This is a genomic window from Enterobacter sp. H2G27 (assembly GCF_054403075.1).
In genome coordinates this window covers 429,558-447,569 of sequence record NZ_JBSVSI010000001.1, presented here as the reverse complement: position 1 = coordinate 447,569, position 18,012 = coordinate 429,558, and the positions used below count along the sequence as shown (strand labels likewise).

The 18,012-nt window shown below is 55.5% G+C and carries 16 protein-coding genes and 1 other annotated feature; of the genes, 3 read left to right on the top strand and 13 right to left on the bottom strand.

What is annotated here, in order from left to right:
* Positions 1-23: 23 nt before the first annotated feature.
* The 3 genes from nhaA to dnaK form a co-directional block, all read right to left on the bottom strand.
* The gene (gene nhaA / locus ACW9E7_RS02105) at positions 24-1,199 is read right to left on the bottom strand and encodes a Na+/H+ antiporter NhaA (protein ID WP_248175355.1); all 1,176 of its coding nucleotides are present in this window, start codon (positions 1,197-1,199) and stop codon (positions 24-26) included.
* Between the two features lie 172 nt (positions 1,200-1,371).
* A complete protein-coding gene (gene dnaJ, locus ACW9E7_RS02100; RefSeq protein ID WP_014830600.1) occupies positions 1,372-2,517 on the bottom strand; it encodes a molecular chaperone DnaJ in 1,146 nt (381 codons plus the stop codon).
* A gap of 87 nt (positions 2,518-2,604) precedes the next feature.
* Positions 2,605-4,518 carry a molecular chaperone DnaK gene (gene dnaK / locus ACW9E7_RS02095; protein ID WP_008502041.1) on the bottom strand — a complete coding sequence of 638 codons (1,914 nt, stop codon included), beginning with the start codon at positions 4,516-4,518 and terminating at the stop codon, positions 2,605-2,607.
* Between the two features lie 296 nt (positions 4,519-4,814).
* Here dnaK and satP point away from each other — a divergent pair, with 296 nt between their 5' ends.
* Positions 4,815-5,381, top strand: a complete 567-nt coding sequence (gene satP, locus ACW9E7_RS02090) for an acetate uptake transporter (RefSeq protein WP_008502042.1) — start codon at positions 4,815-4,817, stop codon at positions 5,379-5,381.
* On the opposite strand, the gene ACW9E7_RS02085 is transcribed toward satP, so the two are convergent.
* From ACW9E7_RS02085 to tal, 3 genes are all read right to left on the bottom strand, one after another.
* On the bottom strand, positions 5,358-6,680 hold the full coding sequence (locus ACW9E7_RS02085) for an MFS transporter (RefSeq protein ID WP_127729574.1): 1,323 nt from the start codon (positions 6,678-6,680) through the stop codon (positions 5,358-5,360). The two genes, satP and ACW9E7_RS02085, sit on opposite strands and share 24 nt — an antisense overlap.
* Positions 6,681-6,802: 122 nt before the next feature.
* Positions 6,803-7,390, bottom strand: coding sequence for a molybdopterin adenylyltransferase (gene mog / locus ACW9E7_RS02080; RefSeq protein WP_111964074.1), 588 nt, complete (start codon positions 7,388-7,390; stop codon positions 6,803-6,805).
* Between the two features lie 110 nt (positions 7,391-7,500).
* Positions 7,501-8,454 carry a transaldolase gene (tal, locus tag ACW9E7_RS02075; protein ID WP_023310342.1) on the bottom strand — a complete coding sequence of 318 codons (954 nt, stop codon included), beginning with the start codon at positions 8,452-8,454 and terminating at the stop codon, positions 7,501-7,503.
* 262 nt (positions 8,455-8,716) lie between these two features.
* Between tal and ACW9E7_RS02070 the strand changes: the two genes are divergently transcribed.
* Together ACW9E7_RS02070 and yaaA are read left to right on the top strand one after the other, a co-directional pair.
* Positions 8,717-10,147, top strand: coding sequence for an alanine/glycine:cation symporter family protein (locus tag ACW9E7_RS02070; protein WP_133293756.1), 1,431 nt, complete (start codon positions 8,717-8,719; stop codon positions 10,145-10,147).
* A 66-nt stretch (positions 10,148-10,213) separates the two neighbouring features.
* Complete coding sequence (gene yaaA, locus ACW9E7_RS02065) at positions 10,214-10,987, top strand: peroxide stress protein YaaA (RefSeq protein ID WP_458727188.1); 774 nt, start codon at positions 10,214-10,216, stop codon at positions 10,985-10,987.
* A gap of 32 nt (positions 10,988-11,019) precedes the next feature.
* Here yaaA and ACW9E7_RS02060 read toward each other — a convergent pair whose 3' ends face one another.
* The 7 genes from ACW9E7_RS02060 to yjjY form a co-directional block, all read right to left on the bottom strand.
* A complete protein-coding gene (locus ACW9E7_RS02060) occupies positions 11,020-11,316 on the bottom strand; it encodes a DUF2502 domain-containing protein (protein WP_115876475.1) in 297 nt (98 codons plus the stop codon).
* Between the two features lie 348 nt (positions 11,317-11,664).
* Positions 11,665-12,951: a threonine synthase gene (thrC, locus tag ACW9E7_RS02055; RefSeq protein WP_458727187.1), complete on the bottom strand. Its 1,287-nt coding sequence runs from the start codon at positions 12,949-12,951 to the stop codon at positions 11,665-11,667.
* Between the two features lie 3 nt (positions 12,952-12,954).
* A complete protein-coding gene (thrB, locus tag ACW9E7_RS02050; protein ID WP_048225593.1) occupies positions 12,955-13,884 on the bottom strand; it encodes a homoserine kinase in 930 nt (309 codons plus the stop codon).
* A 1-nt stretch (position 13,885) separates the two neighbouring features.
* Complete coding sequence (gene thrA / locus ACW9E7_RS02045) at positions 13,886-16,348, bottom strand: bifunctional aspartate kinase/homoserine dehydrogenase I (protein ID WP_127729564.1); 2,463 nt, start codon at positions 16,346-16,348, stop codon at positions 13,886-13,888.
* Positions 16,349-16,372: 24 nt separating this feature from the next.
* Positions 16,373-16,490, bottom strand: a sequence feature (Thr leader region).
* A complete protein-coding gene (thrL, locus tag ACW9E7_RS02040; RefSeq protein WP_015572623.1) occupies positions 16,429-16,497 on the bottom strand; it encodes a thr operon leader peptide in 69 nt (22 codons plus the stop codon). It overlaps the preceding feature by 62 nt.
* Positions 16,498-16,708: 211 nt before the next feature.
* Complete coding sequence (locus ACW9E7_RS02035) at positions 16,709-17,395, bottom strand: tRNA/rRNA methyltransferase (protein WP_458727186.1); 687 nt, start codon at positions 17,393-17,395, stop codon at positions 16,709-16,711.
* A gap of 399 nt (positions 17,396-17,794) precedes the next feature.
* Positions 17,795-17,935, bottom strand: coding sequence for a YjjY family protein (gene yjjY / locus ACW9E7_RS02030; RefSeq protein WP_085928893.1), 141 nt, complete (start codon positions 17,933-17,935; stop codon positions 17,795-17,797).
* Positions 17,936-18,012: the final 77 nt, after the last annotated feature.

Here is an 18,012-nt window from a genome sequence, read left to right as displayed (position 1 = left end):
GATCGCCTCCTCCCGGTGTTCCGTTATGCCCGGACGGCCTGTCCGGATAACTTCACCTTCAACAAGGTATAACCGATTACCGCGGCCAGTAATGACCCGATGAGGATGCCGAGTTTAGCCCAGACGATAAGCTCAGGCGCATGCGCGCCAAACGCAAGGGTCGAGATAAAGATCGACATCGTAAACCCGATTCCACACAGCACGCCGACGGCCATAATTTGACCAAAGGTTGTGCCGTGCGGCAATGACGCCAGCTTCAGCTTCGTCGCCAGCCAGCAGAAGAGGCTAATACCCAGCGGCTTACCGATAAACAGCCCGGCAATAATGCCCAGCGGCAGCACGGACGTCAGCCCGTCCAGCGTCACCCCGCCCAGCGAAACCCCGGCGTTGGCAAACGCAAATAGGGGTAGGATCATAAAGGCGACCCACGGGTGCAGCACATGCTCCAGCTGCTTAGCGGGCGACTTGCCGTCCTGCGGCTTAAGCGGCACGAGGAAGCCGACGATTACCCCTGCCAGCGTGGCATGCACGCCGGATTTCAGCACCGCCGTCCACAGCACCATCCCCACCAGGATATAGATTCCAATACGGCGCACATTAAAGATGTTCAGCAGCGCCAGCACCGCAATCGCCCCGGCAGCGACACTCAGGGACAGGATCGACAGATCGCTGGTGTAGAACAGCGCGATAATCACAATGGCGCCCAGGTCATCGATGATCGCCAGCGCCATCAGGAAGATTTTCAGGGCTACCGGCACGCGGCTACCGAGTAAGGCTAAGACACCGAGCGCAAAGGCGATATCCGTCGCAGCCGGGATCGCCCAGCCGTGACGTGCAATCGGATCCTGCCAGGTGAATGCCAGGAAGAGCAGCGCCGGCACCACCATCCCACCGAGCGCGGCAATGACCGGGAACGCCGCGCGCTGGCGGCTGGCTAGCGAGCCCAGTACCAGCTCACGCTTAACCTCAAGCCCCACCAGCAGGAAGAACACCGCCATTAGCGCATCGTTGATCCACAGCAGCATGTTCTTGTTAATTTCCAGCGCCCCGACCTTCAGCTCAACGGGCGTTTCCAGAAATACATGGTAGAGATCCTGCGTGATGCCAAGGTTAGCCAGCACCATCGCGGCCGCTGCGGCAATAATCAGGATCACGCCACCGGACGCCTCACTGCTAAAGAAACGGTGTAGTAATTTCATTTAAATTCTCTCTTTTACAACAATACCTCGATAAAACCATAATACCAAGCCAAATAGCTCGGCAAAAAAAGATTAATATTGAGTATAGATTCAGTTTAACCGAGCAATACCTACAAAAAGAAAAAGCCCGGAATCGCTTCCGGGCTTTTGCGGATGAAAACCAGCTGATCGATTAGCGGGTCAAATCATCGAAGAATTTTTTGACGCCATCGAAGAAGCTTTTGGAGCGCGGGCTGTTTTTCTCACCCGTCGGGCCGCCGAAGCTCTCCTGCAGCTCTTTCAGCAGCTGTTTCTGCTTGTCGTTCAGGCCAACCGGCGTTTCCACGACGACGCGGCAAAGCAGGTCGCCCTGCGCACCACCACGAACGGATTTAACGCCTTTCCCGCGCATGCGGAACAGCTTACCGGTCTGGGTCTCGCCCGGGATCTTCAGATTGACGCGACCATCCAGCGTCGGTACTTCGATTTCACCGCCCAGTGCCGCCATCGCAAAGTTGATCGGCACTTCGCAGTACAGGTTGTTCCCTTCACGCTCAAAGATAGCGTGCTGTTTCACCTGCACCTGGACGTACAGATCGCCTGCCGGTGCGCCGTGCTCGCCTGCTTCGCCCTCACCTGCCAGACGGATGCGGTCGCCCGTATCCACGCCGGCCGGGATCTTAACGGACAGGGTCTTGGTTTTCTCAACGCGACCGTGGCCGTGGCATTTGGTGCACGGATCTTTGATCAGCGTACCGCGACCGTGACAGTGCGGACAGGCCTGCTGCACCGCAAAGAAGCCCTGACGCATCTGTACCTGACCCGAACCGTGACAGGTTGGACAGGTTTGTGGCTGCGTACCCGCTTTCGCACCGCTGCCGTGGCAAACGTCACACTCTTCCAGCGTTGGAATACGGATCTCTTTGGTTACGCCGCGAACGGCCTCTTCCAGCGTCAGTTCCATGTTGTAGCGCAGGTCCGCGCCGCGCGCCGCGCGCTGACGACCACGGCCGCCGCCGAAGATATCGCCGAACACATCGCCAAAGATATCGCTGAAGTCAGCGCCGCCGCCAAAGCCGCCACCGCCGAATCCACCGCCGCCCATGCCGCCCTGTTCAAAGGCTGCGTGACCGTACTGGTCATAGGCCGCACGTTTTTGTGCATCGGTCAGGACTTCGTAGGCTTCTTTGATCTCTTTAAATTTGGCTTCAGCCTCTTTGTCACCCTGGTTACGGTCCGGGTGGAATTTCATGGCCAGGCGCTTATACGCCTTTTTGATTTCACGCTCTTCCGCAGTTTTCGGAACGCCTAAAATCTCGTAATAGTCTTGCTTTGCCATTGGTTTTTTTAAGCCCCTTAACATGCGAGCACGGGCGTGGAGAGTTCTCCTACGCCCGTGCCGATTAATTACCCTGCATCAGGGCGATTATTTTTTATCTTTAACTTCTTCGAACTCAGCGTCGACAACGTCGTCGTCTTTCGCGTTGTTCGCCGAAGCGTCAGCGCCCGCCTGCTGTTGAGCGTGCTGCTGCTGAGCGATTTCCATCAGCTTCTGAGAAGCCTGTGCCAGTTCCTGCATCTTCGCTTCAATGTCCGCTTTATCTTCACCTTTCAGTGAGGATTCCAGCGCACTCAGTGCAGCTTCGATAGCAGTCTTGTCTTCCGCTGGCAGTTTATCGCCTGCTTCTTCAACCTGCTTACGGGTGCTGTGCAGCAGATGGTCACCCTGGTTACGGGTCTGAACCAGCTCTTCGAACTTACGGTCGGATTCCGCGTTAGCTTCGGCATCGCGAACCATTTTTTCGATTTCAGCTTCGTTCAGGCCAGAAGATGCCTTGATGGTGATCTTCTGCTCTTTACCGCTGTTTTTGTCTTTCGCAGACACGTGCAGGATACCGTCAGCATCGATATCGAAGGTGACTTCGATCTGCGGCATGCCGCGCGGTGCCGGGTTAATACCGTCCAGGTTGAACTGACCCAGAGATTTGTTATCCGCCGCACGCTTACGCTCACCCTGCAGCACATGGATGGTTACCGCAGACTGGTTGTCTTCAGCGGTAGAGAACACCTGGCTGTGCTTGGTTGGGATGGTGGTGTTTTTGTTGATGAGCGCAGTCATCACACCGCCCATGGTTTCGATACCCAGAGACAGCGGGGTAACGTCCAGCAGCAGTACGTCTTTAACTTCACCGGTCAGTACGCCACCCTGAACCGCAGCACCGATAGCCACTGCTTCGTCCGGGTTAACGTCTTTACGTGGCTCTTTACCAAAGAATTCAGCCACTTTCTTCTGCACCATTGGCATACGGGTCTGGCCACCAACGAGGATAACGTCGTTGATATCAGACACGGACAGGCCAGCGTCCTGCAGAGCAACTTTCAGCGGCTCGATAGAACGGTTCACCAGGTCTTCTACCAGGCTTTCCAGTTTCGCACGGGTCACTTTGATATTCATGTGTTTAGGACCGGTCGCGTCTGCAGTGATGTACGGCAGGTTAACGTCGGTCTGCTGAGCAGAAGACAGCTCGATCTTCGCTTTCTCAGCGGCTTCTTTCAGGCGCTGCATAGCCAGCGGGTCGTTACGCAGGTCAATGCCCTGATCTTTCTTGAACTCGTCAACGAGGTAGTTGATCAGACGGGTATCGAAGTCTTCACCACCCAGGTGGGTATCACCGTTGGTTGCCAGAACTTCGAAGGTTTTTTCGCCGTCAACTTCGTCGATTTCGATAATAGAGATATCGAAGGTACCACCACCCAGGTCGTAAACCGCGATAGTACGGTTGCCGACTTCTTTATCCAGACCGTAAGCCAGTGCAGCCGCGGTTGGTTCGTTGATGATACGTTTTACTTCCAGACCTGCGATACGGCCAGCATCTTTGGTTGCCTGACGCTGAGCATCGTTGAAGTAGGCAGGTACGGTGATAACAGCTTCAGTTACCGGCTCACCCAGGTAATCTTCAGCGGTTTTCTTCATTTTTTTCAGCACTTCAGCAGAAATCTGCGGTGGTGCAGTTTTGGTGCCTTTCACATCAAGCCATGCATCGCCGTTATCTGCCGCGATGATTTTGTAAGGCATGATGGAAACGTCACGCTGAACTTCTTCGTCCTGGAAGCGGCGACCGATCAGGCGTTTAATCGCAAACAGGGTGTTTTGCGGGTTTGTCACTGCCTGACGTTTAGCCGGCTGACCAACCAGAGTTTCACCATCCTGGGTATAAGCAATGATAGAAGGCGTGGTGCGATCGCCCTCGGCGTTCTCCAGCACGCGTGCAGTAGTGCCATCCATAATCGCTACACAAGAGTTGGTAGTACCCAGGTCGATACCAATAATTTTACCCATCTAAACGTCTCCACTAAAAATTCAGTCAACATGTGGTTGTGTACCTGTAATAAGGGCAGAACGTGCTTTTTCAACTGCCCAGATTTGATTTTTTTCAGGTCCACACACTGCGGTTGACTACAAGATGGGGTCGCGACGGCATCCATCAAGGGGCAAGCATAAAAAAAATTTTAATTTCACCCTGATGAGATCATAGACGCCATTGATTGCGCCCATTATGATGCCGCGCCCAGTCAGGGAGAACTGACGCGGGTTTAACCATTTCACCATATTAATGATGATTTTTTTGAGGACTTATGGGCAACACTAAGTTGGCTAATCCGGCTCCGCTGGGCCTGATGGGTTTTGGCATGACCACTATTCTGCTGAACCTGCACAATATCGGGATGTTCCCGATGGATGGCATCATCCTGGCGATGGGCATTTTTTACGGCGGTATCGCACAAATCTTCGCGGGCCTGCTGGAATATAAGAAAGGCAATACCTTCGGCTTAACCGCATTCACCTCTTACGGTTCTTTCTGGCTGACCCTGGTTGCCATTCTGCTGCTGCCTAAAATGGGCATGGCAGACGCGGCAAACGCCCACTTCCTGGGCGTTTACCTGGGTCTGTGGGGCGTTTTCACCCTGTTTATGTTCTTCGGTACCCTGAAGGGCAACCGCATGCTGCAGTTCGTTTTCCTGAGCCTGACCGTCCTGTTCGCCCTGCTGGCGATCGGTCACCTGGTGGATAACGAAGGCATCGTTCATGTTGCAGGCTGGATTGGTCTGGTTTGCGGCGCAAGCGCTATCTACCTTGCAATGGGTGAAGTGCTGAACGAGCAGTTTGACCGCACCGTTTTACCGATTGGTGAAAAACACTGATCCTTCTGTCGTGTCCGCCTCGCGGGCACGACATCCCCGCTTCTGCCCCAGCCAAATCCCTAATCCCAGCCCCATCATCGACAGCGCCAGCACGTACCAGGCCGGAGCCATGGGAGACACGCCCATCAACACCGTCACCGCAATCGGCGTCAGCCCACCGAAAATGGCATACGACACGTTGTAGGAAAAAGAAATCCCGGTGAAGCGTACCTCTGGCGGGAACGCGCGCACCATCACGTACGGTACAGCCCCGACAACGCCCACGCACAGGCCTACCACGCCGTACAGCAGGAACAGCTGTTCAGGATGGCTGCCAGCCAGATGGTAAAACGCCCAGCTTGATGCGGCCAGTAACAGGCTCCCGACAACAAAGGTAACGCTGGCACCGAAACGATCCGCCGCCAGCCCGGCGGCAAGACAGCCAAAGCAGAGCATGATTGTCGCGATACTGTTCGCCTGTAACGTCACGGCAGGAGCGAAACCATACTGCTTTTGCAGCCACACCGGGGACATCAATATCACCACCACGATGCCCGCCGAGAGCAGCCAGGTAAGCAGCATCGACACCACTACCGCTTTTTTATGGCGTACCACGACCGCCTTCACCGGCAGCTCCTGCGCCAGCGCCTTGCGCTGCTGCATTTCGAGGAAAATCGGGGTCTCCTGCAGCCAGCGACGCAGGTACATCGCGACCAGGCCAAACGCTCCGCCCAGCAGGAATGGAATACGCCAGCCCCAGTCGTGCACGGCCTGCTGCGTCATGCTGGTATTAACGATCGTTGCGACGACGGACCCGAGCAAAATCCCTACCGTTAAGCCCGCGGTTAAGGTTCCGCAGGCGATACCAATGCGGCGCGCCGGAACATGTTCCGCGACAAACACCCACGCGCCCGGCACTTCACCGCCAATCGCCGCGCCCTGAAGAACGCGCATCAGCAACAGCAGCAACGGCGCAAGGATACCCATCGAGGCATAGGTGGGCAGCAGACCAATGGCCAGCGTCGGCACGGCCATCAGCAGGATGCTAAGGGTAAACATCTTCTTACGCCCGACCAGATCGCCAAAGTGGGCCATGATGATGCCGCCCAGCGGACGCGCCAGATACCCGGCGGCAAAAATGCCGAAGGTTTGCACCTGACGCAGCCATTCCGGAATATCCGCCGGGAAGAAGAGCTCTCCCACCACGGCGGCGAAGAAGACGAAGATGATAAAGTCGTAAAACTCCAGCGCGCCGCCTAAGGCCGCAAGCGTGAGGGTTTTGTAATCCTGTCGATTCAGAGGTCGGGCGTTATGTGACATAGCGAACCATTATGCTTGTATTGTGGATTTATTTTTACAGCAATCGTAAAGAAAAAATTACTATACCGTAAAACCTTGCCCACGCTATCGCCGCTTCAGCTTATGTCACATATTGATTAATTTCAGGAGATTGTTTCGCGACGCGCGTTTTTAGGACGAAAAGCTGCTACCACTTTCTCATCGGTTTCGACATACGGGCCGTCAAGAAGCTGTATACAATACGGTACACTTGCAAAGATACCGTGAACGATGACGCTGCCGTCTTCCGCTTTAAGCCCTTCCAGGGTCTCTTTGATCGACTTCGGCTGACCCGGCAGGTTCAGAATCAACGCCTGCTTGCGGATCACCCCCACCTGGCGGGAAAGAATGGCCGTCGGAACAAAGTGTAGACCGATCTGGCGCATCTGTTCACCGAAGCCCGGCATTTCGCGATCGGCGATAGCCAGCGTCGCGTCCGGCGTCACGTCACGGCGGGCGGGGCCGGTTCCGCCCGTCGTCAGAACAAGGTGGCAGCTCATCTCATCCACCAGCTCGCAGAGCGTCTGCTCGATGATCGGTTGTTCGTCAGGAATCAGGCGTGTCTGAATCTCAAAAGGGGTGGTCAGCGCGCTGCTCAACCATTCTTCCAGAGCGGGGATGCCTTTATCCTGGTAAACACCGCTGGAGGCGCGGTCAGAAATCGACACTAAGCCGATGCGTAAGGTATTCATATCCATTCCATTCAAAGAGTACTGATTAAAGGGAATGATACACGCAGAGAGGAGATTCAGACAGGGGACGAAAGAAGTCGCGTGACCGGGAGCCCGGTCACGCAGAATGATTACAGCAGGTCGCCGATCATTTTTTCCAGTTTGCCCTGGTCAACAGCAAACTTACGGATACCATCCGCCAGCTTGTCTACCGCCATTGGATCCTGGTTGTGCTGCCACAGGAACTCGGATTCAGTGATGCGCTCTGGACGTGCTTTTACTTCACCGGTGTAAGACAGTTTACGCTCAATGGTACCTTCGCTTTCTGCCAGCTCTTTCAGCAGCGCAGGAGCGATGGTCAGGCGGTCACAGCCAGCCAGCTCGATGATTTCACCGACGTTACGGAAGCTTGCGCCCATAACCACAGTCTCATAACCGTGCTGCTTGTAGTATTCGTAGATTTCAGTAACAGAAACTACGCCTGGATCTTCAGCCGGTGCGTACTCTTTCTTATCAGTGTTGGCTTTGTACCAGTCCAGAATACGGCCCACGAACGGAGAAATCAGGTATACGCCCGCTTCTGCACAAGCACGCGCCTGCGCGAAGGAGAACAGCAGGGTCAGGTTACAGTTGATACCGTCTTTTTCCAGCTGCTCTGCCGCGCGGATACCCTGCCAGGTGGAAGCCAGTTTGATCAGGATACGGTCGTTGCTGATGCCCGCGTCGTTGTACATTTTGATCAGACGTTTCGCTTTGGCGATAGACGCTTCGGTGTCGTAGGAAAGACGCGCATCTACTTCGGTAGAGATACGGCCAGGAACCAGTTTCAGGATTTCCAGACCGATGTTCACTGCCAGTTTGTCGGTGGCATCCACAACCTGCTGCGCGCGGTCGTTGCTCTGTGCTTTCGCCCAGGTCACTGCGTCGTCAATCAGTTTGCGATACTCAGGGATCTGTGCGGCGTTAAGGATCAGAGAAGGGTTAGTTGTGGCATCCTGCGGCTGGTACAGCTTCATTGCCGCGATATCTCCGGTGTCAGCTACGACAGTGGTGAACTGACGAAGGGAGGTCAATTTATCCGTCATGATAGTGTTTCTCTTTTAACGTGCCCTGGATAATTCACGCTACCGACAGCATGCCTGCAGCGGAAAAATGACAGGTTTACTTGTTAGGGGGATGTAACCGGTCTGCCCTGATGATAACACGACGGAGGGGTAGCGCAACCGCAGACAGTGCGCTTAGGTAGAGTATGGTAAACTCGGAATATTAACAGGCTGCTAAGCAACAGCATGCCCAATCAGTGGTAGCGCTTACATATTCACTTTGGCATCAACAAGAGGGACGTTAATGCCTGATTTCTTTTTCTTTATTAACGAAGTCCTGTGGGGTTCGATAATGATTTACCTGCTTCTGGGAGCAGGTATTTGGTTTACGCTACGCAGTGGGTTCATCCAGTTTCGTTATATTCGCAAGTTTGGCAGAAGTCTGAAAAACAGCGTCACGCCTCAGCCGGGCGGATTAACGTCGTTTCAGGCACTTTGTACCAGCCTGGCGGCACGCCTCGGCAGCGGCAATCTGGCGGGCGTTGCGCTGGCCATCAGCGCCGGTGGGCCAGGCGCAGTCTTCTGGATGTGGGTGACGGCGCTTCTCGGGATGGCCACCTCCTTTGCCGAAAGTTCGCTCGCCCAGCTTTATAAAGAGAAAGATAAAAACGGCCAGTTTCGCGGCGGTCCTGCCTGGTACATGGCGCGTGGCTTAGGGATGCGCTGGATGGGCGTCCTGTTCTCGCTTTTTTTACTTCTCGCGTACGGCCTTATTTTTAATACCGTCCAGGCGAACTCGGTCGCCAACGCCCTGCGCTATGCCTTCTCCTGCCCCGAGTGGCTCGCGGGTCTCGCTTTAGCCATCGTCGTTCTGCTTACCATCTCGGTCGGTCTCAAGGGCATCGCCCGTCTGATGCAGTGGCTGGTGCCCATTATGGCGCTGCTCTGGGTTGCCGCGAGCCTGTTCGTTGCCGCCCTGCATCTCGACCAGGTGCCGGGCGTGATTGCGACCATCGTCAAAAGCGCCTTTGGCTGGCGCGAAGTGGCCTCCGGGGCGCTGGGCTATACCTTCAGCCAGGCGCTGATGGCGGGTTTTCAGCGGGGCATGTTCTCCAATGAAGCCGGTATGGGGTCAACCCCCAACGCGGCAGCCGCCGCCTCTTCCTGGCCGCCGCACCCGGCCGCGCAAGGCATTGTGCAGATGATTGGCGTCTTTACAGATACCATTATTATCTGTTCCGCCAGCGCTATGATTTTGCTGCTGGCAGGCCCCGTACCGCACGCGTCGGGCACCGTCGGAATACAGCTTCTCCAGCAGGCGCTGGTGAACCTGACCGGCGGCTGGGGTGCAGGGTTTGTCTCGCTAATCCTGGTTTTGTTTGCCTTCAGCTCGATAGTGGTGAATTACCTTTACGCCGAAAATAACCTTATTTTCCTGAAGCTCGACTCCCGCGCCGCAATCGGAACCCTGCGTCTGGGGGTCATCCTGATGGTGATCGCTGGCTCCCTGCTCAGTATGCCGCTGGTCTGGCAGCTGGCCGATATCATTATGGCGCTGATGGCGATCACTAACCTCACGGCGATCCTGCTGCTCTCGCCCGTTGTGACCCTGATTGCCAGAGACTATCTGCGCCAGCGCAAACTCGGCGTTCCGCCGGTATTTGATCCCGCCCGTTATCCCGATATTAAGGCGCAGCTTGCCCCCGGCACGTGGGATGATTTGCCGCGGCAATAACAGCTATCGATCAATTCAGGGCGATTTTTTGCTAAAGTCGCTCTAAATTTCCTGCAAGGACTGGATATGCTGATTCTGATTTCACCTGCAAAAACGCTCGACTACCAGAGCCCGCTCGCTACAGAGCGCTATACCCAGCCTGAACTGCTGGACTACTCGCAACAGCTGATCCGCGAAGCGCGTAAGCTCTCTGCGCCGCAAATCGCCTCGCTGATGAGCATCAGCGACAAGCTGGCAGACCTTAACGCGACCCGCTTTCATGAATGGCACCCGGATTTCACCCCGGCTAACGCTCGCCAGGCGATTCTGGCATTTAAAGGCGATGTCTATACCGGCCTGCAGGCGGAAGATTTTAGCGAAACCGACTTCGATTTTGCCCAGCAGCATCTGCGCATGCTGTCGGGTTTGTACGGCGTGCTGAGACCGCTGGACCTCATGCAGCCGTATCGTCTGGAGATGGGGATTCGTCTGGAGAATGCCAAAGGCAAAGACCTGTACCATTTCTGGGGCGATATCATTACCGACAAGCTGAATGCGGCGCTGCACGCCCAGGGCGATAACGTGGTGATAAACCTTGCGTCCGATGAATACTACAAGTCGGTGAAGCCGAAAAAGCTGGATGCGGAGATTATCAAACCGGTGTTCCTCGACGAGAAGAACGGTAAGTTCAAAGTGATCAGCTTCTACGCCAAGAAAGCGCGCGGTCTGATGAGCCGCTACATTATCCAGAACCGCCTGACGAAGCCGGAGCAATTGACCGCCTTTAACAGCGAAGGCTATTTCTTTGACGAAGAAGCGTCAGGGAAAGGCGAGCTGGTGTTTAAGCGCCACGAGCAGTAAAAACAAACCCCGCCGGCTGGCGGGGTTTTGCATTAGTGGTGTTTCCAGTCCGGGCCCGGACGATGATCGTCATGGCGACGGTCGTCATGATGGTGGTCACGCTCGCGATGCTCATCATGTGGACGCCAGTGGTTATCGCGCCAGTCATAATGCGCCTTCCACCAGTCGTGGTCGCGCCAGCGGCCACCGTCCCAGTAGTGCCCGTTATTATCCCGGTCGCCAATCTGCAGTTTTACCGCAGGTACGAGGGTGATTTCGGATGCCTGTACCGCCATGGGAGCGACCAGCATCAGTGAAAGCGCAATCAGCACAGGTTTCAGTGTAGACATCGGTGACTCCTTATTATCTTTGCCCTACGTGGGCCGATGTAAGGAGATTACGCGAGGGAAACGGGGGATGTTATTCTCTGCAATCCTAATCGCTAAGTGACCGCATTTATTGGGAATTTCTGCTTTTTCCCTGCTATTTTCCTCCTTAATTTCTCCATAAAAAAAGCCGGGCAGCGGCTTCAGTACAATGCTGCTATTGCCGGGTGGCGCTTCGCTTACCCGGCCTACGTTCTGAGCCGTTATCGTCGTTGTAGGCCCGGTAAGGCGTAGCCGCCACCGGGCAACACAATCACGCACGTGTCATCATTGATAGTAGGTCGGGTAAGGCGAAGCCGCACCCGACAAAAATTATGCTCGGGACATCATCAGCTTACGCAGCGCGGCAAAGTCTGCCGGCAGTTCATGGGACAACAGCGGCAGGTCGGCACGCTCGGCCAGCTCTTTCGGCAGCGGCAGCGTTTCGCCCAGGATTTCTTCCACGCTCTCTTTGAACTTCGCCGGATGCGCGGTGCCCAGGAACAGGCCATATTCACCCGGGTTAAGCTGGTCGCGCAGCGCGCGGTAGGCAATCGCCGCGTGCGGTTCAGAGGTATACCCGACCGCCTTCAGCTCGCGCATGGTGGATTTGGTAGTTTCATCCGTCACCGCGGCATAGCCCAGGTCGCCCAGACGCCAGATCTTACGGCGGAACAGCTCTTCCACGCGCGGCCAGTTGTTCGGCTGAGACACATCCATCGCATTGGAGAGGGTCGCCTGCGTGGCGTTCGGCGCCCACTTCCCGTCTTTCAGGAAGCGCGGCACGGTGTCGTTGGCGTTGGTCGCGGCGATAAAGCGTTTCACCGGCAGACCCAGGGATTTTGCCAGCAGGCCCGCCGTCAGGTCACCAAAGTTACCGCTCGGCACGGAGATCACCAGCTGGTTGCGCGCTTCCTGCGGCAGCTGCGCCACCGCTTCGAAGTAGTAGCAGATCTGCGCCAGCAGACGGCTGATGTTGATGGAGTTCGCAGAGTTAAGACCCAAAGCTACCTTCAGCTCTTCGTCATCGAAGGCCTGCTTGACCAGCGCCTGGCAGGCATCGAAATCACCGTCAATTGCCACGGTTTCAATGTTGCCGCCGAGGGTGCAGAACAGTTTCTCCTGCAGCGGGCTGATTTTGCCTTTCGGATAGAGGATCACCACGCGGACATTTTTCAGGCCGTAGAACGCGTGTGCCACCGCCGCGCCGGTATCGCCGGAGGTTGCGGTCAGGATGGTCACCGGCTTGTCGCCGCTGATGTGGGTCAGCATCTGCGCCATAAAGCGGCCGCCGAAGTCTTTAAACGCCAGGGTTGGGCCGTGGAACAGCTCCAGACAGCCCACGTCAGGCTCAACCTGCTGAACCGGCGCCGGGAAAGCGAATGCCGCACGCACGCGCTCTTCCAGCAGCTCCTGCGGAATTTCATCGCCGATAAACGCGGACAGAATTTTGGTGCTGCGGGTGACAAAATCCTGCTTCAGCAGGTCATCAATCTCGGTCAGCTGGAATTCCGGCAGGTCATGCGGGAAAAACAGCCCCTGATTTTTGCCCAGTCCCTGAGTCACCGCCTGCGCGAAGCTGACCTGCTCGTTATGATCTTTAAGGTTGTAGAGTTTCATTAATTATCCCAGTACTCGTGCGCCAGCCGTGTCCAGACGGCAAATATGAACAAAGCCTTCCTGATTTTGCAGGTAGTGTTTAGAGAGCCAGTCCGCCACGCGCTGCGCAGTGTCTGCCTTGTCGCACAGGGCGAACAGCGTCGGGCCGGAGCCGGAGATGCCGCACGCCTGCGCGCCGATATCCATTGATGCCTGTCGCGCCTCGTTAAAGCCGGGTAGCAGCTTCGTGCGATACGGCTCGGCAATGACGTCCTTCATCAGTTTTGCCGCCAGCTGCGGCTGACGGGTGTAGCAGGCGTGGATAAAGCCCGCCAGATGACGCCCGTGGGCGATACAGTCCTGACGACGATATTGCGCGGGCAGGATCGCACGCGCTTCCGCGGTAGAGACCTTAATGCCCGGATAGGCCAGCACCCACAGCCACTCATCAAACCCTGGCACCTGCTGGCTGATGATGCCATTTTCTTCGATCATCAGCTGCATGCCGCCGAGGAAGCACGGCGCCACGTTGTCATAGTGAATGCTGCCGGAGATACGCCCTTCCAGCTCGCCCATTAAGCCCAGCAGGCGGTTGTTGTTCAGCGGCTTGCCGCAGTGCTCATTCATTGCCACCAGAGCGGCGACCACCGAACAGGCGCTGGAACCCAGCCCCGAGCCAATCGGCATACTTTTTTCCAGCGTCATAGCGACCGGCACGTTTTTACCGATCTCCTGACAGAAGCGTTCCCAGCACTGATAGACGATGTTCTCGCGCGGGTCGGACGGTAGCTTGCTGGCGAAGCGGCCCACGTTATTCAGGCTGAAGCTGTCTGCCGCTTCCACCGTAACCGTATCGCCCAGCAGCGAACCATCCACCGGCGTCACCGCCGCACCCAGCACGTCAAATCCGACGCTCATATTCGCGCTGGAAGCCGGGGCATAAACTTTGACCATGTTAAACTCCTAACTTCCATGACAGGGTACGCAGCAGATCGGCAAACACACCCGCCGCCGTAACATCGTTCCCTGCGCCATAGCCGCGAAGCACCAGCGGCAGTGGCTGATAATAGTGGCTGTAAAACGCGAGGGCGTTTTCGCCGTTTTTGACTTTGTACAGCGGGTCGTTGCCATCCACTTCGGCAATCTTCACCCGGCACACGCCATCTTCTTCAATGTTGCCAACATAGCGCAATACCTTACCTTCATCACGGGCTTTCGCAACGCGCGCGGCAAACGCGTCGTCAAGCTGCGGCAGTCTGGCCATAAAGGTGCTGACGTCACCGCTGCTGTCAAATTCTGCCGGCAGGACCGGTTCAATCACGATATCGGAAAGCTCAAGCTCACGGCCCGTTTCGCGCGCGAGGATCAGCAGCTTACGCGCCACGTCCATACCGGAGAGATCGTCACGCGGATCCGGCTCGGTGTAGCCCAGCTCGCGCGCGGCGCGGGTGGCTTCGGAGAGGCTCATCCCTTCATCCAGCTTGCCGAAGATAAACGACAGCGAGCCGGAGAGAATGCCGGAGAAACGCTGCAGTTCATCACCCGCGTTAAGCAGGTTCTGCAGGTTTTCGATAACCGGCAGACCAGCCCCAACGTTGGTGTCGTACAGAAACTTGCGGCGCGACTTGCTCGCCGCCAGACGCAGCTGGTGATAGTAATCCATCGACGAGGTGTTGGCCTTTTTGTTCGGCGTCACCACGTGGAAACCTTCGCGCAGGAAATCGGCGTACTGGTCCGCCACCGCCTGGTTCGAAGTGCAGTCGACGATGACCGGGTTAAGCAGATGGTACTCTTTCACCAGGCGGATCAGGCGGCCCAGGTTGAACGGCTCTTTCGCCTCGTTCATCTCTGCCTGCCAGTTTTCCAGGTTAAGGCCGTGGACGTTGGTCAGCAGCGCTTTGGAATTCGCAATCCCGCAGACGCGCAGGTCGATGTGTTTCTTCTTCAGCCACTCCTGCTGACGCTTCACCTGCTCCAGCAGCGCGCCGCCTACGCCACCCACGCCAATCAGGAACAGCTCGATGACCTGATCGGTGTTGAACAGCATCTGGTGAACCACGCGAACGCCGGTGGTCGTATCATCATTGTCCACGACAACAGAAATTGAACGCTCCGACGAGCCCTGAGCAATCGCCACGATGTTGATATTGGCGCGCGCCAGCGCGGCAAAGAACTTGGCTGAGATACCGCGCAGCGTGCGCATGCCGTCGCCAACCACGGAGATAATCGCCAGACGCTCCTGAATGGAGAGCGGCTCGAGCAATTCTTCTTTGAGCTCCAGATAGAACTCTTCTTCCAGCGCGCGACGGGCGCGCAGGCAGTCGCCCTGCGGCACGCAGAAGCTAATGCTGTATTCGGAAGAGGACTGGGTAATCAGCACCACCGAGATACCGTTGCGGGACATGGCCGCAAATACGCGCGCTGCCATGCCGACCATCCCTTTCATCCCAGGGCCGGAGACGCTGAACATCGCCATATTGTTGAGGTTGGAGATGCCTTTCACCGGCAGACCGTCCTCATCGCTGCTTGCGCCAATCAGCGTACCCGGCGCCTGCGGGTTACCGGTGTTTTTAATCAGGCAAGGGATCTGGAACTGGGCAATCGGGGAGATGGTACGCGGGTGAAGCACTTTGGCGCCGAAGTAGGAAAGCTCCATCGCTTCCTGGTACGACATCGACTTCAGCAGCCTGGCGTCCGGAACCTGGCGCGGGTCGCAGGTATAGACGCCGTCGACATCAGTCCAGATCTCACAACAGTCCGCGCGTAAGCAGGCGGCCAGCACGGCGGCGGAGTAGTCGGAACCGTTACGGCCCAGCACCACCAGCTCGCCCTTCTCGTTACCGGCGGTAAAGCCTGCCATCAGGATCATGTGGTCAGCGGGAATTTTGCTGGCGGCGATACGGCGGGTTGATTCGGCAATATCAACGGTGGATTCGAGGTAGTGGCCCACCGCAAGCAGTTTTTCAACGGGATCGATCACGGTCACGCTATGGCCGCGCGCTTCCAGCACGCCGGCCATAATGGCGATAGAGAGTTTTTCACCGCGACAAATCAGCGCCGCGTTGATGCTGTCCGGGCACTGGCCGAGGAGGCTGATACCGTGCAGAACGTGTTTGATTTGCGCAAATTCCTGCTCAACGAAGGACTTCAGCTGAGCGTGCGGGAAGCCAGGCAGCGCCTCTGCCAGCCCTTGCAATAAGTCAGCGAATATACGCTCTGCGTCGCTGATGTTCGGGAGTGCGTCCTGGCCACCGATGGTTTTTTCGATCATCGCCACCAGATGGTTCGTGATTTTTGCCGGGGCAGAGAGCACGGTCGCAACCTGCCCCTGCCTGGCGTTGCTTTCCAGGATATCGGCAACTCGCAGAAAACGTTCTGCATTTGCCACTGATGTACCGCCGAACTTCAACACTCGCATGGTTCTACCTCGTTTCCTTTAGCCGAAAAAAAAGCCCGCACTGTCTAGGTGCGGGCTTTTTTTTGTTTTTCCTGTACGCGTCAGCCCGCATCGTTACCTGTGGTAATGATGATGGTTGTGGTAATGGTGGTGATGCTGATGCGTTTCATGGATGTTGTGTACTCTGTCATTATTATCTGTCTGTGCTGTATTCTTTTAGGGTTAAAGGATCGGGCTCGTTAAGTCAACGAATTTTTAATTTGATCACAATTCGGAAGACTCTCACGTCCCGCTGCGTGCAGATTTATTTTCATCCGATTCCCCCAGATGCAACCCACACAGACAGACTTATTCGCCATAGTAAAAACTTATGGCAGTGTTTTACTCGGCCAATTTTTTTTCAATATCATGCAGCAAACGGTGCAGCATTGCGGTGTCCCGCTGCTCAAGACGTCCCAAACGCTGCTGCAGCCAGTCAGCCATTTTTTGATCGTCCGCTACTTCCAACTGCGTTAACAGCTGTTCAACGCGTGCGCGCAGCGCAGCCAGCTGATTTTCATCAGCCCTTTCAGCCTGAGGCTGGGGGATTTGTATTAGGGAGGCTAATTGATAGCAGTACACCATGACCGCCTGGCCCAAATTCAGGGAAGGATAATCGGCTACCATCGGCGCACCGGTGAGCACGTCCGCCAGTTCCAGCTCCTCGTTGGTTAATCCGGAATCTTCACGCCCAAACACCAGCGCCGTTTTCTCCAGCCACTGGCTTTTCTCTTCCAGCATCGGCACCAGCTCCGCTGGCGTCGCATAGTAGTGGAACTTAGCCCGACTGCGCGCCGTGGTTGCAACGGTAAACGAAATGTCGTGCAGCGCGTCGGCAAGCGTAGCGTAAGTGGTTATATTATCGAGAATATCTCCCGATCCGTGCGCCACCCAACGCGCGGCAGGCTCCAGATGGGCCGTGCTGTCCACAATGCGCAAATCGGTAAAACCCATGGTCTTCATGGCACGCGCAGCTGCGCCTATATTTTCTGCTCTGGCTGGGGCAACCAGTACAATCGACAGATGCATTTATGCTCTCTTTTTAATCAGTTAGCCGGTAAAAATGTGATGCACTTCAACATATTACGCAGCGCGAATTTACAAAATTGCAACACAAATCACCGAAATAGCGTTTCATAACAAATTAAAAACGCTAAACTATTCTGTGTCTGAACAATCAGTTAGAATGTTAATAGAACACCATTATCCCTATGTTTTATAATGATAATGGCAGCATGAATACCCTATTCTGATTGGATTCGCTTCGTTTATAAATCAATGTCCGCAACTAGTTGGTTTATTGAAAAATTGTGACAAAGGCTAGCATTCAGCTACGATGATTTCATCAAACTGTTAACGTGCTACAATTGAACTTGATATATGTCAACGAAGCGTAGTTTTATTGGGTGTCTGGTGTCACTTAGCCTGTTATGTTGCTGTTAAAATGGTTAGGATGACAGCCGTTTTTGACACTGTCGGGTCCAAAGGGAAAGTACCCAAGACCAAGCTAATGATGTTGTTGACGTTGATGGAAAGTGCATCAAGAACGCAATTACGTACTTTAGTCACGTTAAGCCGATCATGTTAATTTGCGACATGCATCAGGCAGGTCAGGGACTTTTGTACTTCCTGTTTCGATTTAGTTG

What these genes read in the sequence shown, in the direction of transcription:
- nhaA (WP_248175355.1), bottom strand. Translation starts at nt 1,199, where the DNA reads ATGAAATTACTACACCGTTTCTTTAGCAGTGAGGCGTCCGGTGGCGTG.
- dnaJ (WP_014830600.1), bottom strand. Translation starts at nt 2,517, where the DNA reads ATGGCAAAGCAAGACTATTACGAGATTTTAGGCGTTCCGAAAACTGCG.
- dnaK (WP_008502041.1), bottom strand. Translation starts at nt 4,518, where the DNA reads ATGGGTAAAATTATTGGTATCGACCTGGGTACTACCAACTCTTGTGTA.
- satP (WP_008502042.1), top strand. Translation starts at nt 4,815, where the DNA reads ATGGGCAACACTAAGTTGGCTAATCCGGCTCCGCTGGGCCTGATGGGT.
- ACW9E7_RS02085 (WP_127729574.1), bottom strand. Translation starts at nt 6,680, where the DNA reads ATGTCACATAACGCCCGACCTCTGAATCGACAGGATTACAAAACCCTC.
- mog (WP_111964074.1), bottom strand. Translation starts at nt 7,390, where the DNA reads ATGAATACCTTACGCATCGGCTTAGTGTCGATTTCTGACCGCGCCTCC.
- tal (WP_023310342.1), bottom strand. Translation starts at nt 8,454, where the DNA reads ATGACGGATAAATTGACCTCCCTTCGTCAGTTCACCACTGTCGTAGCT.
- ACW9E7_RS02070 (WP_133293756.1), top strand. Translation starts at nt 8,717, where the DNA reads ATGCCTGATTTCTTTTTCTTTATTAACGAAGTCCTGTGGGGTTCGATA.
- yaaA (WP_458727188.1), top strand. Translation starts at nt 10,214, where the DNA reads ATGCTGATTCTGATTTCACCTGCAAAAACGCTCGACTACCAGAGCCCG.
- ACW9E7_RS02060 (WP_115876475.1), bottom strand. Translation starts at nt 11,316, where the DNA reads ATGTCTACACTGAAACCTGTGCTGATTGCGCTTTCACTGATGCTGGTC.
- thrC (WP_458727187.1), bottom strand. Translation starts at nt 12,951, where the DNA reads ATGAAACTCTACAACCTTAAAGATCATAACGAGCAGGTCAGCTTCGCG.
- thrB (WP_048225593.1), bottom strand. Translation starts at nt 13,884, where the DNA reads ATGGTCAAAGTTTATGCCCCGGCTTCCAGCGCGAATATGAGCGTCGGA.
- thrA (WP_127729564.1), bottom strand. Translation starts at nt 16,348, where the DNA reads ATGCGAGTGTTGAAGTTCGGCGGTACATCAGTGGCAAATGCAGAACGT.
- ACW9E7_RS02035 (WP_458727186.1), bottom strand. Translation starts at nt 17,395, where the DNA reads ATGCATCTGTCGATTGTACTGGTTGCCCCAGCCAGAGCAGAAAATATA.